Source organism: Candidatus Poriferisodalis sp., from assembly GCF_965204195.1.
GTDB lineage: Bacteria > Actinomycetota > Acidimicrobiia > Acidimicrobiales > Poriferisodalaceae > Poriferisodalis.
Genome location: NZ_OZ241975.1, coordinates 154,203 through 169,561, shown reverse-complemented (window position 1 = coordinate 169,561; position 15,359 = coordinate 154,203). Strand labels below are relative to the sequence as shown.

Annotated in this window: 15 protein-coding genes, 1 tRNA gene and 1 pseudogene; 10 read left to right on the top strand and 7 right to left on the bottom strand. The window is 67.4% G+C overall.

All coding sequences use genetic code 11. The features are described from left to right. Positions 1 to 18 precede the first annotated feature (18 nt). Positions 19 to 726, top strand: coding sequence for a DNA alkylation repair protein (locus tag ACOGI8_RS00720; protein WP_419854995.1), 708 nt, complete (start codon positions 19 to 21; stop codon positions 724 to 726). 217 nt (positions 727 to 943) lie between these two features. Here ACOGI8_RS00720 and ACOGI8_RS00715 read toward each other — a convergent pair whose 3' ends face one another. The 4 genes and pseudogenes from ACOGI8_RS00715 to ACOGI8_RS00700 form a co-directional block, all read right to left on the bottom strand. Then, complete coding sequence (locus ACOGI8_RS00715; RefSeq protein WP_419854994.1) at positions 944 to 2,236, bottom strand: PQQ-binding-like beta-propeller repeat protein; 1,293 nt, start codon at positions 2,234 to 2,236, stop codon at positions 944 to 946. Positions 2,237 to 2,552: 316 nt separating this feature from the next. Then, a complete protein-coding gene (locus ACOGI8_RS00710; RefSeq protein ID WP_419854993.1) occupies positions 2,553 to 3,734 on the bottom strand; it encodes an ATP-binding protein in 1,182 nt (393 codons plus the stop codon). A 76-nt stretch (positions 3,735 to 3,810) separates the two neighbouring features. Further along, positions 3,811 to 3,927: pseudogene (locus ACOGI8_RS00705) on the bottom strand (hypothetical protein); the annotation flags it as partial. An 86-nt stretch (positions 3,928 to 4,013) separates the two neighbouring features. Beyond that, positions 4,014 to 4,097, bottom strand: a tRNA-Leu gene (locus tag ACOGI8_RS00700). 50 nt (positions 4,098 to 4,147) lie between these two features. On the opposite strand from ACOGI8_RS00700, the gene ACOGI8_RS00695 reads away from it, so the two are divergent. The 7 genes from ACOGI8_RS00695 (at position 4,148) to ACOGI8_RS00665 (ending at position 11,151) form a co-directional block, all read left to right on the top strand. Beyond that, positions 4,148 to 4,426 (top strand): FHA domain-containing protein, encoded by a 279-nt coding sequence (locus tag ACOGI8_RS00695; protein ID WP_419854992.1) that lies wholly within the window; start codon positions 4,148 to 4,150, stop codon positions 4,424 to 4,426. Next, positions 4,426 to 4,893 carry an FHA domain-containing protein gene (locus ACOGI8_RS00690; protein WP_419854991.1) on the top strand — a complete coding sequence of 156 codons (468 nt, stop codon included), beginning with the start codon at positions 4,426 to 4,428 and terminating at the stop codon, positions 4,891 to 4,893. The genes ACOGI8_RS00695 and ACOGI8_RS00690 overlap by 1 nt, the downstream gene beginning before the upstream one ends. 97 nt (positions 4,894 to 4,990) lie before the next feature. Then, complete coding sequence (locus ACOGI8_RS00685) at positions 4,991 to 5,827, top strand: Stp1/IreP family PP2C-type Ser/Thr phosphatase (protein ID WP_419854990.1); 837 nt, start codon at positions 4,991 to 4,993, stop codon at positions 5,825 to 5,827. Positions 5,828 to 5,883: 56 nt separating this feature from the next. After that, complete coding sequence (locus tag ACOGI8_RS00680) at positions 5,884 to 7,203, top strand: FtsW/RodA/SpoVE family cell cycle protein (RefSeq protein ID WP_419854989.1); 1,320 nt, start codon at positions 5,884 to 5,886, stop codon at positions 7,201 to 7,203. After that, positions 7,200 to 8,474 carry a penicillin-binding transpeptidase domain-containing protein gene (locus tag ACOGI8_RS00675; protein ID WP_419854988.1) on the top strand — a complete coding sequence of 425 codons (1,275 nt, stop codon included), beginning with the start codon at positions 7,200 to 7,202 and terminating at the stop codon, positions 8,472 to 8,474. Before ACOGI8_RS00680 ends, ACOGI8_RS00675 begins: the two co-directional genes overlap by 4 nt. Positions 8,475 to 8,539: 65 nt before the next feature. Next, positions 8,540 to 10,873: a Stk1 family PASTA domain-containing Ser/Thr kinase gene (gene pknB / locus ACOGI8_RS00670; protein WP_419854987.1), complete on the top strand. Its 2,334-nt coding sequence runs from the start codon at positions 8,540 to 8,542 to the stop codon at positions 10,871 to 10,873. Positions 10,874 to 10,884: 11 nt separating this feature from the next. Next, positions 10,885 to 11,151 carry a cell division protein CrgA gene (locus ACOGI8_RS00665; protein ID WP_419854986.1) on the top strand — a complete coding sequence of 89 codons (267 nt, stop codon included), beginning with the start codon at positions 10,885 to 10,887 and terminating at the stop codon, positions 11,149 to 11,151. Between the two features lie 88 nt (positions 11,152 to 11,239). On the opposite strand, the gene ACOGI8_RS00660 is transcribed toward ACOGI8_RS00665, so the two are convergent. Then, positions 11,240 to 11,497 carry a hypothetical protein gene (locus tag ACOGI8_RS00660; protein ID WP_419854985.1) on the bottom strand — a complete coding sequence of 86 codons (258 nt, stop codon included), beginning with the start codon at positions 11,495 to 11,497 and terminating at the stop codon, positions 11,240 to 11,242. Positions 11,498 to 11,565: 68 nt separating this feature from the next. Here ACOGI8_RS00660 and ACOGI8_RS00655 point away from each other — a divergent pair, with 68 nt between their 5' ends. Next, the gene (locus ACOGI8_RS00655) at positions 11,566 to 11,826 is read left to right on the top strand and encodes a hypothetical protein (protein WP_419854984.1); all 261 of its coding nucleotides are present in this window, start codon (positions 11,566 to 11,568) and stop codon (positions 11,824 to 11,826) included. Here ACOGI8_RS00655 and ACOGI8_RS00650 read toward each other — a convergent pair. Next, positions 11,823 to 12,215 carry a DUF3499 family protein gene (locus ACOGI8_RS00650; protein WP_419854983.1) on the bottom strand — a complete coding sequence of 131 codons (393 nt, stop codon included), beginning with the start codon at positions 12,213 to 12,215 and terminating at the stop codon, positions 11,823 to 11,825. The genes ACOGI8_RS00655 and ACOGI8_RS00650 overlap by 4 nt on opposite strands. A gap of 179 nt (positions 12,216 to 12,394) precedes the next feature. Here ACOGI8_RS00650 and ACOGI8_RS00645 point away from each other — a divergent pair, with 179 nt between their 5' ends. After that, positions 12,395 to 13,699: an acyl-CoA dehydrogenase family protein gene (locus ACOGI8_RS00645; protein ID WP_419854982.1), complete on the top strand. Its 1,305-nt coding sequence runs from the start codon at positions 12,395 to 12,397 to the stop codon at positions 13,697 to 13,699. Positions 13,700 to 13,709: 10 nt separating this feature from the next. Here the strand turns inward: ACOGI8_RS00645 and ACOGI8_RS00640 are convergent, their stop codons facing one another. Continuing rightward, complete coding sequence (locus ACOGI8_RS00640; RefSeq protein WP_419854981.1) at positions 13,710 to 15,341, bottom strand: class I adenylate-forming enzyme family protein; 1,632 nt, start codon at positions 15,339 to 15,341, stop codon at positions 13,710 to 13,712. Positions 15,342 to 15,359 lie beyond the last annotated feature (18 nt).

The following is a 15,359-nucleotide window of genomic DNA, read 5'->3' as shown; positions in this document are numbered from 1 at the left end:
AGGCGGGCAGCTCTGATCATGGCGAACACTCAGCTCGTTGCCGACATCCGCCGCGCCCTCGCCGACCATGCCGACCCCGACAAGGCCGAACCCATGCGTGCCTACATGAAGTCGGAGATGCCCTATCGCGGCGTGCAGAAGCCGGCCCGCCGCAAGCTTCTCAGCGCACTCCTGCGTACTCACCCGTTCGATGACAAGACGGTCTGGCAGCACACGGTCTTCGAGCTCTGGCGCAACGCCGAGTTCCGGGAGGAGCGCTACATCGCGCTCGACATCGCCGGCGCGCCGAAGTGCCGGCCCTTCCGCACGCTCGACACGCTGCCGATGTTCGAAGAGTTCGTCGTTACCGGCGCCTGGTGGGACTACGTCGACGACGTCGCCACGCACCGCCTGCGTGAGCTGCTCGAGGCCTATCCCGGCGACATGCCCGGCCACATGCGCTCATGGAGCGGCGACAGCGACATGTGGAAGCGCAGGTCGTCGATCATCTGCCAGATCAACAGAAAGGACGAGACCGATCTCGACCTGCTCTTCGATTGCATCGAACCCAACCTGTCCCACACCGACTTCTTCGTCCGCAAGGGCATCGGGTGGGCACTGCGCTCGCTCGCATGGACCGACCTGCCGACCGTCGAGAACTACGTCGCCCGCAACCGCGACCGCATGAGCACACTGTCCGCTCGCGAAGCACTGAAGAACGCCGACAAAATCCGGCGCGCTGCGTAACCCACCGCCAGCGCTGCCCCTGCCGGCGCAGTCATAAGCTCGGCACTGGTCTGACCAAGCAGTTCGCGACCATCCGGAGCTCGCTCCACGTTCTTTCTGGCGCCGCTGCACGTTTCTCGGGTTCTAGGAGTGCATGAGGCAGTCAGCGCACAGCTGACCCTGGACTGACACCCTGACCGGCCACCACGGCGCGAAGCGAGATCTCGCCGTGGGCGACCTATTGCTGAGGCAGTGCGAACGCGACGAGTACGGCGTCGGCTCCCCGGCCTGAGGCTATGACGACGTATTGCCGTCCTGAGGCCGTCTGGTAGGTCATGGGGTTCGCGTAGGTCGCGTGCGGCGTTGCGCCACGCCAGAGTTCGGCACCCGTGGCGCTGTCGAACGCATAGAGATAGGGCTCGCCGCCGCCCAGGAAAACCAGACCGCCTTTGGTCGCCAGCGGACCGGAGTTGCCGACGGTGCCCAGCCGCTCGGGCAGGTCGACGCCGCGCAGCAGCGGATGGTTGCGGATCTCGTCGCTGCCTTGCCCGAAGGGAACTCTCCAAGCGATCTCGCCGGCGTTGAGATCGATCGCCACCAAACGCGCCCACGGCGGCTTGATCAGCGGGATCGGGCCGAGCGCGCTGGCGGGGGTCTCGACTGCTCCCGGCCCGCCGGCCTCACGAAACATGACGCGTGTTGCGCCGTAGGGGCAGTTGTTGCTGTACGGGGCGTCGACGCGTGGGTCGTCGCCAGTGTTTTCGCAGACCTGGTTGGTTTCGACGTCCTCGGAAGTGCGCACGTAGAGCAGCCCGGTGTCGGGGTCGAAGGCCGCGCCGCCCCAGTTGGCGCCGCCGCTGTCGCCTGGGCGCTGGAGCGTCCCCTGCAGGCTCGGCGGAGTGAACAGCGGGCCGAGTCGGAATCGACCCATCTCGGCCACAGCGAGCGCGTGAATCTCCGGTGTCAGGTCGTTGGCGTCGTCAAGCGATATGCCTTGCTGAGCGAACGGCGGGGGCTTGGAGGGGAACGGCTGCGCCGGGTACACCTCCTCGCCGGGGACATCGGTGTACGTGTCCACGGCCCGCTCGGTGATCGGCCATACCGGCTCGCCCGTCTCCCGGTCGAACACGTAGGTGAAGCCCTGCTTGGACACCAGTGCGACAGCGTCGATCTCGCGCCCGTCCACGGTGATCGTCACCAGATTCGGCGCTGCGGCAAGGTCGTAGTCCCACAGACCGTGATGCACCGCCTGGAAGTGCCACCGCCGCTCGCCGGTGCGCGCATCGAGTGCCACCAGCGACTCGGCGAACAAATTCGCCCCTTTGCGGCGCCCGCCCCAGTAGTCGCTGCTGGGCGTGCTCGTGGGCACGTACAGCAGCCCCTGCTCGACATCGAGCGACATGAGCCCCCACACGTTGGCGTGCCCGGTGTATCGCCACGACTCGTTCGCCCAAGTGTCCGCGCCGACATCTACGGCACCGGCCAGATACCCGAGTTCAGCGACGTCGTCGACACGTTCCTGGCCTGGCACGAGGAGATCCTCGACTGGCACCGAGCCAGCAGCCCGAATCCCAAGAAAACGCGAAGGCCCGCCTTGTTCAGATGCTTGCCGTCGTCTGCGACGGCATGTTCGAAGGGTCAGCCGCCAGGTTGGCGAACAGGGCCCCCAGCAGCTCGGTCCTCGTGGCCGGCACGCACCTTGCATCGACCCGGTGCTGGTACTTGCGACGGTACGGCACCGGCTCCAGGGGATCGTTAGGGCTGTCAATCAGGAAATCCCTAACCTGTCGCCGCTACGTCGGTTGCTGCTCACTCCTCGGGCAAGGTGATGGCGGCGTTGACCCGATTCAGACTCCTTGGGCTAGGGCTGACTCGTGCAGCTGCGCCCAGGGGACCAGTTGTCCCTGGGTGCGGGATTGGGATTGATCACCCCCGTAGACCGCGAACAGGTCGCAGGCGCTGTGGTCTTGGAGATGGCCCGCCACCTTCCGGGCGGTGTTGAGAAAGCCCGAAGAGGGCGTGGCGGCCGATTTCGTCTCTACCAGGGTCAGCCTTTCGGGGTGCTCGATGACGAGGTCGACCTCGGTTCCGCTGCGGTCGCGGTAGAACGACAGGGCGCCGCTGCGGCCTTGGTGGGTGCGCTGTTTGAGAATCTCCGACACGACCCAGGTCTCGAACAGCGGGCCCCTCAGAGGGTGCGACACCAGTTGCTCGGCGGTGCGGATGCCCAGGAGGTGGCAGGCGAGTGCGGTGTCGTAGAAGTGCAGCTTGGGCATCTTCACCAGCCGCTTGCGGAGGTTGGTGTGGAACGGCGGCAGCAGGAACACCACGAAGCTGGCTTCCAGGATGCTGAGCCAGGCCTTCGCCGTGGGCTGGGATACCCCGCAGTCATCGGCCAGGGACGAGAGATTGGCGAGCTGCGCGGTGCGGCCCGCGCAGAGCTGCACAAACCTGCCGAAAGCCGAGAGGTCGCCCACGTTGCGCAGCGTTCGCACGTCGCGCTCGATGTAGGTGGCAATGTAGGAGCCGATCCAATCGCTGGGGTCAAGGCCGCGGTCGAAGATGCGGGGATAGCCGCCAGTGAGCAGAACCTCCTCGAGATTGCGAGAGCAGTGGGGGAAGCGGATCGCCTCCCCCCGGCTCAGCGGCAGCAAGTGGTGAACCGCGGTGCGGCCGGCCAGCGACTGGTTGACCGATTCCACCAACGAGAAGTTCTGGGAGCCGGTGAGGATCCACTGCCCCGGAGTCGGGTCGGCATCGATGAGCCCCTGGAGATACGACGGCACATCCGGCGCCCGCTGGACCTCGTCGATGATCGCCCCCCTGGGGAACTGGGCCAGAAACCCACGGGGGTCGTCGACCGCGAACGAGCGAACATCGGGCGCCTCCAAGCTCACATAGGGATGCTCGGGGAACACCGCCCGGCTCAGGGTGGTCTTGCCGCTCTGGCGCGGACCGGTGAGCGTGATCGCCGGTGCGTGCCGGGCCGCCTGCTCCAGCCCCGGGGCTAGATCCCTGAAAACCGTCATCACCGAGAGCCTAACCGAAGTCGGCTATTTCAAAATCGAATATTGAAACAGCCGAGCAAGGCGCCCTTTCAGGGAATCACTCCTGGGGCAGGGTGATGGTGGCGTTGACCCGCTCGCCCTTGCCGGCGTGGCCCTGAGCGCGGATCCACACGTTGTACGTGACGCCGGGTTTCAGGTTCTTGAAGACGACCTTGGACTTCTTGGCCTTGGGGTTCTTGGTCTTGCCGCTGCCTTAGCCCGGGCGGGACGAGCCCTCTGCCGTACGTCGGCTCGGTGCGGTGCGCGAGGAGGGACTTGAACCCTCACACCCTTGCGGGCACAGGCACCTGAAGCCTGCGCGTCTGCCAATTCCGCCACTCGCGCGTGGGGCGAACAGACTAGCCCGCGAACCTCCGCTCCTACACTGGGCCGCCGTGGGTGGCGCCAGCCTGGTCGGCAGCGACGGACAGTGCCACGAACTCGGCTCTTCGACGGTCATCGGGCGGCGTGACGACTGCGACATCGTGCTCAACGGGCCGAAGGTCTCACGGCGGCATGCGCAGATCAGCGCCAGCGCGGACGGCCTGTTGCTGGTGGACCTCGCCAGCGTGAACGGCACGCTGCTGAACGGCGTCGAGGTCACCAGCGAGCGCTTGTCGCACGGCGATGTCGTCACCATCGGCACTCACGAGCTGCGGCTGGAGCTGGACTGATGTCCGAACAGTTGGTGCGGCTGCTCGCGCTGTGCGTGCTCGTGTTGCTGTACCTGTTCTTCTTCCGCGTGATGCGCGCCGTGTGGGCCGGTGTCGCAGCACCTCGCAATCACCTCGGCTGGAGGTCGATCCGCACATTGCGAAACGGCGGGCCCGCCAACGGCAACGCCGCCCCGCAGCCGGCAGCGCTCGTCGTGCGCTCGCCGTTGAGCGCCCAGGGAGAACGGCACCTGCTGGCCGACGCGCTGACCATCGGGCGCAGTCCCGAGTGCGATGTGATCATCGACGACAGCTACTCGTCGCAGGCTCATGCCCGTCTCTACCGCGACGGCAGCCAGCATCTGCTGGAGGACTTGGGCTCCACGAACGGGACGTACCTCAACCGCCAGAAAGTCGACAACGCGACCGTGGTGCGCATCGGCGACTTCGTGCAGGTCGGCTCGACCGTCTTCGAGGTCAGCGCATGATGGTGCCCCGCTGCCCGGGCTTCATCGACGGCCGGCGACGGGGAGGAGTCAGCCGCGCGGGTGCTGCCGCATCGGAAAACCGCGAGACTGCAGGGTCATGACTGCCCCCGGCCGCCAGATGCGCATTCGCTGGGGCGGAGCGTCAGATCGGGGTCTGCGACGCGCCGAGAACCAGGACGCCATGTACGCAGACATCGGCCTGTTCGTGGTGGCCGACGGCATGGGCGGCCACCTCGGCGGCAGCGTTGCATCGAGCCTCGCGGTGAAGACCGTCGCCGCAAATTCCCCCTCGACGCCGGCCGAGCTGCTGGCGGCGGTTCGCCATGCCAACCAAGTAGTGCATCACCGGTCGACCGCCCACGCGGACCTGACGGGCATGGGCACCACGCTGTGCGCCATCGCCGTCGTGCAGAGCGACGACAGCAGGGTTTGGTGCCTGGTCAACGTGGGCGACTCGCGCGTGTACCGCTACCAGGCAGGCAAGCTGACGCAGCTCACCGTGGATCACAACTTTGTCGCGGAGATGGTCCGCGCCGGCGATCTCACCGAGGAGCAGGCCGCCGAGCATCCCCGGCGCAACACACTCACTCGTGCCATCGGCGTGGAGCCCGACGTGTTGATCGACGACTGGGTCCTCGAACTCACCGGCAACGACCGCTTCCTGCTGTGCACCGACGGGCTCACGAACGAGCTCGACGAATCCGAGATCACTGAGCTGCTCGACGCCGACCACCATCCCTCCGAGGTGGCGCGCGCCCTGGTGCGTCAGGCCAACGACCGAGGGGGGCGGGACAACTCGACAGCGCTCGTCGTGGACGTCGACATCGAGGGCCTGCCCGCACCGACGGCTGCGCTCACCGAGCCGGCTGTCGAAGCCGGCAGCGCGCACAGCACCTCGAAGCGGCGCGGCTGGCGACGTTCTCGCTCGCGCTGAGGACCCCGCTGCGCACGCGACGTCGCACCGAAGCAGCCCTCGCCGCACTCGCGGGCGTGGTGGTCTGCACCGCATTTGCTGTCACTGCGCTGGGTGTGGAGCACAGCTCGGTCTGGGGCGATGCCGGCAGGCGCGGCACAGCCGAGTCGCTCTGGGGCATCGCCGGTTGGCTGGCAGCCGTGGTGGCCTGCGGCGCGGTGGTGCGCGTCGCGATCAAGCGATGGGCGCCGAACAGCAACGAGATCCTCTTGGGGATCGTCGGCCTGCTTATGGGCATCGGCTGGGTCTTCGTCGCTCGAATCGACTCCCTGTTGGCGTCCGAGCAGGCAGTAGCCGTGCTGCTGGGGCTTGCGGTCATCGCCGGAACCTTGGTCGCCGGCCGCCACATCGACTGGTTCTTGAGCCGACCCGGCGCGTGCGGACTCGTTGCTGCGCTGCTGCTCGCCGCGGGGAGTTTCTCGGGCGGGGCCAATGTCTCGGCCGGAGCGTACGAAGCACCGCGCCAGTGGCTGAACTTCGGGTCGCTGCTGAGCGTTCAGCCCTACGGTCTCGCCAAGATCGTCGTGGTCATAGCTGCCTGCGGGCTCACGGCGACCGCGCCTCGCTGGCTCAGCGACCGCTTGGTTCCGCACCGCCACGCCGCAGGGGCCAGCGCGGCGGCGGTCGGTGCGTGGGCACTGCTCATCATCGGCGGTGACCTCGCCTCGTCGGTGATCGTGTTCGCGGCGGCCTGGCTGCCGTTGTGGCTCGACGGCGACGATCTCGTCGGCAGCGACATCCCGACAGTGCCCCGATCGACTCGCGCGAGGGCACTCCACTGGGTGATCGCGACATACGTCGTGGGCGTCGGCGTGGTCGCGACGGTGTACGACAGGCTGTCCGCACAGATTCGCTACTGGCTGAACCCGTGGATCGATGCCGAGGGCGCGACGGTGGTCGACGCGGCGTTCGCGATCGGCGACGGCGGCCTCAGCGGGGTGGGCCTTGGACTCGGCGCTCCGCAGCACCTGCATGAACCGCACAGCGACTTCATCTTTGCCGTCATTGCCGAAGAACTCGGCATCCTGGGCGCTGCGGCCTTGCTCGTCGCGTTCATGCTGCTGGTCGGCGTCGGCGCAGGCATCGCGCAGCGGGCGCGAGGCACGCATCGGCTCGTGGCGGCGGCTGTCGCGTCGGTCATCGGGCTGCAGGCCTTCTTCGCCATCGCCGGAGTGCTGCGGTTGCTGCCGCACACCGTCGGCGCGCTGCCCTTCGTCGCCTACGGGCAGTTGGCAATGATCGGCAACTGCATCGCCGTCGGACTGCTGCTCGCCATCTCCAACGCCAGCAACAGCCCCCGAGGCGAACCGCTGCACGTCCCGCTGGGTGACCCGTGAACCGCCGCGTCGTCCGGCTGACTCTTTTGCTCGCCGCCGGCTTTGCCGTCCTGCTGGTGCAGCTCACCAATCTCGGCTTCATCTCGGCGGACGGGCTGCGCCGCCACGAACTCAACACGCGTGCAGCGGCAGCGGCCATCGGCAACGCACGCGGTGCGATCACCAGCGCAGAGGGCGAGATCCTCGCCCCCCCGATCAATCCCGGCAAGAGCGACGTACCGCTGCTGCGCACGTACCCGCACGGACCGCTGTATGCGCACGTCGTGGGCTACCTCGGGCTTGAGGCCGGTGCCAGCGGGATCGAGCGCAGCTACGACAGCGAGCTGTCAGGCACCGCGACCGGCATCGCTGTACGGGAGCTGGCCGACCTGTTCGCTGACAGCGATCGGGTGGGCGACGTGACACTGACGGTTCATCACGGCGTGCAGCTCACCGCTCGCGCCGCGCTGGGTGATCGTGACGGCGCCGTCGTCGTTGTCGATCCCGCCACCGGTGCTGTCATCGCGATGTGGTCGCGTCCCAGTTTCGATCCGAGCGCGCTGGTGTCACTCGCAGCCGGCAACGACCAGCCCGGTGCTGGGCCGCCCGCGGCGCGCGCCTACCAGCGCCGCTACGCCCTCAGCGCCAGCGAGTCGCCGGATGCGGTGGGGAACGAACTGCTGGAGGGGGCACGCCGGGAGCCGGGTGCGACCGGCATCGATCTGCCGGGCGAGCCGGACAGCGGCGACCCCGATGATGGCGACGACGGAGTGCGGCTGACACCGCTGCAGCTCGCGCTAGTTGCCGCAGCAGTCGCCAACGACGGTGTCCGGATGCGCCCCTACGTCGTGCAGCGAGTCGACGCCCGCCCTGCTGCCAGCTCGGCTGAAGACGATCCCTCGACGCTCGACGCATTCGCAGAGTCGGCGCCCCGCGATGCCGGGCGCCTCTTTGACACCACGGTTGCGGCCCGACTGCTGTCTCACATGGCAGCCGCAGCACAACAGGCCTCGATCAGCCTTGCTCCTGCAGAGGGAGCCACGCTTGCCGCAGCGATCGCGACCGGCCAGCTCGCAGATCGGTCCGGCAGCGGCACGCAAACCGGGAACTGGGCCGTGCTGCTGGCCCCAGCCGATGCGCCCACCGTGGCCGTGGCGGTGGTGATCGAACCGGACGCCGCCTTTGACATCGGCAATGGACGAGGCGGCGGTACCTTGGCAACGATGATCGCTGCGACCGCAGCGGAAACCGCCCTTGCGCTGCGGGCGGGTCCAGATTCCGACCGCCCGTAGCCCGAACCTTTCGCAGTCACCCCGCCGGCCCGACGGCCTGATCTGGCAGCAATTGCCCCCCGCTCATGGCAGACACCGACAACCCAATCTTCGGCGGTCGCTACGAGCTGTTCAGCCGCATCGCGCGGGGCGGAATGTCCGAGGTGTTCCTGGGTCGCGACCGCCTGCTCGACCGGCCCGTCGCCGTCAAGGTCCTGTTCCCCGAGTTCGCCACCGATTCGTCATTCGTCGAGCGGTTCCGGCGTGAGGCTCAAGCCGCCGCGAACCTGAGCCAACCGAACGTGGTCGGCGTGTACGACTGGGGCAACCACGAAGGCACCTACTACATCGTGATGGAGTACGTGGAGGGCCGCAGCCTCGCGGAGGTCATCCGCAGCGACGGCCCGCTGCATCCCGACCGTGCCGCGGACATCGCCATCGACATTGCCGCCGCGCTTGCCTTCGCTCACGGCAACGGTGTGGTGCACCGTGACATCAAGCCGGGCAACGTCATGATCACCCAGTCCGGCCAGGTCAAGGTGGCCGACTTCGGCATCGCGCGAGCGCTCGGCGGCGGCACCGACGACTTGACGCGCACCGGCTCGGTCATGGGCACCGCCACGTACTTGTCGCCCGAGCAGGCTCAGGGGCTCGAAGCGGATCCGCGCAGCGACGTGTACTCGCTGTCGGTCGTGCTCTACGAGGTGCTGACTGCGGGACCGCCGTTCACCGGCGACAGTCCCGTCGCCATCGCCTACAAGCACGTCCAGGAAGCGCCGGTCCCGCCGTCGCGCTACAACGCCGACGTTCCCCACGAACTCGAGGCCATCTGCCTGCGAGGGCTCGCCAAGGACCCGGCCGCGCGCTACGGCTCAGCCGCCGAGCTGCGCAACGATCTGCTGCGGTTCCGGGCGGGCCAGCCGACCCATGCCGCAGCAACCGATGTCACTGCGTACTTCCCGGCAGTGAGCGCTGCCGCTCCCGAGGCCGCAGCGCAGGCGCCCACTGCTGAGCCAGCCGCAGCGCCCTCGCAGACTGCGCCGCCCAGGTACCAACAACCTCCTCCGGCACCGCCGGCGCCCCCGTACGGCCGCCATGGAGGCGGCGCAAGCGAATACGGCGGGCCTCAGTACCCACCGCAGTACCCGCAGGCTCCACCACCGGGCGCTGTCGAGCCGCCGGACCGCACACCGATGTGGATCACGCTGCTGGTCATCCTGCTGCTGGTCATTGCCGGGCTGGTGTTCCTGCTGGTCAACGACCGCGGCGAGCCGGGCGTGGTGACCGAGCCCGAGAGCACCTCCGATGTACGGCTGCGAGTGCCCAGCGTGGTGGGTCTGCACTTCACCGAAGCCGAGCGCGAGCTCGCCGACGTCGGCTTCGAGCACGTCAGCATCGAGTTCTCCGAACGCGACGACGTCGACGAGAACGTCGTGTTCCAGCAGAATCCCCGCGCCGGGCTGCTGCTCGCCGAGCCGAACGATCCCGACAATCCGATCACCCTGTTCGTGGCTGCGCCGCGCACCCTGATCCTGCTGCCCAACGTGGTCGGGCGAACCTACGAAGAGGCCGAGGCGACGCTCGTCGCCGCAGGCTTCAGCGTGGAACGCATCGACGTGCGCAACGACAACCTGGCGATCGGATTGGTGACCGAGCAGAGCATCCCGAGCACCGAGCAACGGCCCGCAGGCACGATCGTGACGCTGACGGTCTCCGCAGGTCGGGGCGAAGTCGAGGTGCCGCGGCTCGCCGGGCAGACGATCGACGACGCCAGAGTCACGCTGGCCCGACTCGGGCTCGTCGACCGGGTGGAGCGCGAGTTCTCCACCGAATTCAGTGCGGGAACGGTGATCCGCAGCAGTCCTGACGCTGCCGAGCCGGTGGAACGGGGCAGCGTCATCACGCTGATCGTGTCTGACGGTCCAGAGGAACTGGTGGTACCGGCACTGGAGGACTTCGGCACCACGCTCGCCGACCGCATTGAAGCTCAACTGGTGGCGCTCGGTTTCACCGTGAAGCGCACAGCGCGTGAAGTCTCCAATCTCGACGTGAACACGAACGTCGTCCGCGACATCAGTCCCGAACCCGGAACGGTGCTCATCGCCGGATCGGAAGTGGTCCTCCACATGTTCAAGCCGCCGGCGGTGCTGGCTATCCCGAGCCTGCAGGCATTGGAGACATTCGATCCCGACGGGGTCGAAGCCGCCTTGACGGAGCTGGGCTTCACGGTGAAGCGGCGCACGCAGCCGGTGGCTGCCGGCGATCCCGCTGACGGGCAGGTCATCTCCCTGGATCCGCCGCCAGGCACCGACATCAGGATCAACTACGACACGATCACGCTGGTCATCGGCGAAGCCGCCCCAGAAGACGAAGGCGAAGACGGCGAGGAAGAAGCCGACGAAGCCGAACCCAACGGTTAGGTTGACCCGTCATGGCTCGGCCCCGCAAAACCAGCCGCATCACGCCCAAGGGCACCCGACCGCAGAACGCGCCAGCCCAGCAGCACAGCACCGGCAGCGACGCCCCCCAGAGCGCTTCATGGTTCGGCTGGTTGATCGTGGCATTGCTTGGAATCGGCACGGCGGTGATCGTGTCGAACTACATGAGCTGGTTGCCGGGCAGCCCGGCCAGCGCATGGATTGCCGTCGGCTTGGGCATCGTCTTGGTGGGCATCCTGCTCGCCACGCGCTGGCGGTAATGACACGGATGTAACTTTCCCCAGGCTGTGGAGAACCTGTGGGAAGCAGCGGAGGCGGCAGGACATCTGCACCTCTCCGAGCGGGCTCCTATTCGTCGGCGTTGGCTATGAGGTCCATGTCCTCGCTGCAGCAGCGGGGCGGCTCCGGGTGCTGCACCGGGGCGCGGGTCATGCGCATCTCGGTACCGCAGAGGCTGCACCGGTAAGTGAGGCGAACCCTTCGCAGTTCCCCTGGCGGGGGCGGCGGGGGAATCGGTCTCGAGAACGTGGCCATCATTCGCAGGCCGAGCCGGTACACGATGTAGATGAACACCAGCGAGAGCGGCACGGCCAGCCACAGGCTCACGTTCTCACGCTACTGGCGTGCAACTTTCTTGCCGTAGGGGCCTGACCGCTTGTGACATTGTTTGTCTTGTGCGGCCATCTGGAACCGAGCCAGGGGATTTTGTCGAATACGACATGGACCTCTACGAAGCGCAGCGGCGCAGCGCCATGCGGGCCGCGCTGGAGGCCAGCCGCGCAGAGCTCTCCGCGGAGCTGGGCGTCGAACTCCAAGTTGCCAGCGAGGGCAACGAGCTGGTGCTGACCGACGCCGAGGGCGTTCGTTACCGGGCGAGCCTGAACCCCCGCGGGCGGCTGGTGCTGACCGCCGCCCGGAAAGCAAGCCTGCTCTAACGCGACGGCGCCGCTCGGAAGGCGCGTTCGAGCAGCGACGGCGGTGCCGGTTCGCGGTCGGGCTCTGGCTGCGGCATCTCGGCCGGCTCGGGCCGGGACCGGGGCTTGAAGAGCGGCTCGGCGCTCTCGGCGGCTGCGGCGCTCGGCTCAGAGGCTGCCACGACCGGTTCTGGCTCGGAAGCCCGCTGATCGTCGAGCTCCCACCCGACCGGCACCTTGATCCGGTCTGCATGGACGCGGCACAGCGGCATGATCATGTCGCGCTGGCGGGAGGTGCCAGCGATGGTGGCCGCGTCGAGATCGTAGAGCCACGCCCTCGTTCCAGGCACGTCGTAGCCCAACCCTGCGGTGGCCATCTCGGTGCACATCCCTCGAACACACTGCAACATGGCTTCCGAAGGTACCGGCGCGCCCTGGCCCGCTAGGGGATGGGCGGAGCGCGGCTCAGGCCGCAGCCCGGTGCCGTTGGACCGATCTCGGTAGGGTTCACTGCGCCAGCGGCAGACCTGCGGCTGGCGAGCACACGAGGGGAGCAGCTGTGGTTGGCGGAGCATTGAAGTCCGCGAGCATGGACGATTTCGATCTTCGGATGTCCACCGAGGTCGAGCCGCTGTACGAAGCGGTCAAGGCGTTCATCCGCGACGAGGTCGACCCCATCACCGAGGAATTTCACCAGATGGGCGAGAACCGCGAGGACCGCTGGAGCTGGGCACCCGGCCAGCTTGAGCTGCTGGAAGGTGCCAAGGCCAAGGCTCGCGAGCAGGGCCTGTGGAACTTCTTCCTGCCCGACGCGGACACCGGCGAAGGGCTGAGCAATCTCGACTACGCCTATATCGCCAACGAGCTGGGCAAGAACCGGCTGGCCTCGGAGTGCCTCAACTGCTCCGCGCCCGACACCGGCAACATGGAGGTGCTCGAGCGTGTCGGCACGCCTGAGCAGAAGGCGGAATGGCTGGAACCGCTGCTCGAGGGCAAGATCCGCTCTGCCTACGCCATGACCGAGCCGGCGGTGATGAGCTCGGATGCCAAGCAGGTGCAGACCAACGCCGTGCTCGACGGTGACGAGTGGCTGATCAACGGCGAGAAATTCTACATCTCAGGTGCGGGCGATCCGCGCTGCAAGATCATGATCACGATGGTCCGCACCAATCCCGATGCGGACACCTACAAGCAGCAGTCGCAGATCCTCGTGCCGATCGACGCGCCCGGCGTGGAGATCCTGGGGCCGATGCACGTCTTCGGCGCCGACGACGCGCCGCACGGGCACATGCACATCCTGTTCAACGACGTGCGCGTCCCCAGGGAGAACATCCTGCTCGGCGAGGGTCGCGGCTTCGAGATCTCTCAGCTCCGGCTGGGCCCGGGCCGCATCCACCACTGCATGCGCTCGATCGGCTCGGCCGAGAAGGCCATCGAGATGATGGTCGACCGGGGCGTGAACCGCGAGGGCTTCGGAAAGAAGCTGATCAATCTCGGCAAGAACATGGAGATCGTGTCGCGGTCACGCATCGAGGTGGAGGCCATGCGCCTGATGGTGCTGCGGGCCGCGAAGGCCATGGACACGCTGGGCAACGCGGAGGCCCGGGTGTGGGTGAGCGCCGTCAAGGCGATGGTGCCCGAGAAGTGCTGCGACATCATCAACGAGGCCATCCAGATGCACGGCGCAGCCGGCGTGTCGCAGTGGTTCCCGCTGGCGGACATGTGGCATGCGCAGCGCACGCTGCGGCTGGCCGATGGGCCTGACGAGGTGCATCACCATGTTGTGGCTCGGGCTGAGGTTCGTACTCGTGAGTCGGAGCGGGCCATGGGGTTCGCCGCCGATCACACGCTGGACGGCCCCCGCCAGCCCGCAATGGCCTTCTCTGGCCCGTAACCGCGCCCGCTCAAGCGTGGCTGGGATCGCCGAGGTCTTCTAGGGCCCAGTCGCGGAGTTCTACTTTGCGGATCTTGCCTGAGGGGGTGGCTGGCATTTCCTTCACGAAGATCACGTGGCGGGGGATCTTGAAGCTGGCGATGCGGCCTCGGCAGCGCTCGATGAGCGACTCTTCGGTGATGTCTGATGGAGCTGTAGCGGTGAGCTGCACGAAGGCGACGGGGACCTCGACGAGGCGCGGATCGGGGTAGCCGACTACTGCGATCTGCTCGACACCGTCGACTTCGAGCAGATAGCCCTCCACCTCGGCCGGTGACACGTTCTCGCCGCCCACTTTGAGCATGTCCTTGTGGCGGCCGATGAAGACGGCGTGGCCGTCGGGGCGCATCCTTGCGATGTCGCCGGTGTCGAGCCAACCGTCATCGCCGAGCACTTCGGCCGTGGCTTCGGGCCGCCGCCAATACTCCTCCATCACGGTGTAGCCGCGGACGAACAGCGCTCCCGGGGTGTCCGGGGGGCATTCGGCGCCGGTGTCCAGGTCGCGGATCTGGTACTCGATGCCGTCCATGGGGTAGCCGGAGGCCTCGGTGCGTTGCTCGACGGAGTGGGTGGGGTGGCTGCAGCTCACGAACGCCCACGACTCGCTCATGCCCCAGCCCGAGATGGTCGGGCAGAACACTTCCTGAGCCCGGCGAGCGATTGGCGTGGACGATTCCATGCCGGCCGCGAGGGTTCCCATGCGCAGGCTGGACACGTCACGAGGGTGCTCGTCTTGGGCTCGCAGCAGGTCGCCCCAGTGCGAGTCGAACCCATGCAGCACCGTGCCGCCCCGTGACTCCACTTCCGCCAGCACCGCGGCGGGGTCGAAGACGTCGAACAGCACTTGGCAGCCGCCGGTGAGCACTGCCTGGATCGAGACCTCGCCGTAGCCGAACAGGTGGAACAGCGGCAGGTAGCTCATGTGAATGTCGTTGGTGGTGTGACCCAGCAGCATCGAGCGCTCACGGCTGTTGCGCAGCGGGCGGTGGGTGTGCACCACACCCTTGGGATGACCGGTGGTGCCCGAGGTGTACGCCAGCATCATGCGGTCGTCGACGGTCACGCTGGCGGCGCGAGCGGCCAGCTTCTCGTCGGAGACGCTCTCCCCCGCGGTGAGCAGATCATCCCAGCTCATCGCATCAGCCAAGGCGTCGCCACGATCCGCGCCGGTGAACACCAACCGTTCCAGGTGGCCGGCTGCAGTGATCTCCGGGTAGGCCTCGCAGAGCATCTGGCGATAGTCGATCGGGCCCGATTGGTCGATCGAAATCATGAACCGGCTCTCCGACTGCGCCACCGTGTAGGCCACGTCGTCGGTCCGGTACCGAGTGTTGAGCGGCACAATGCAGCCGCCCACCTTCGGGATGGCGTACTGCAGCCACAGCCACTCGGGCAGGTTGGTCATCCACACCGCCACGTGATCGCCGATCTGGGCGCCGAGCGCCATCAGCCCCTTGGCCACCCGGTCCACTTCGTCGGCGAAATCGGCGTACGTCCAGTGGCGCTCGCCGAAGATCACCGCGGGGCGGTTCCCCCACTTACGGGCCGCCCGGTCGACGGCGTCGCCCAGCAGCAGCCAGTCGTAGGTCGCATTCGCAGCCATCGCCGCAGCGTATGCCAG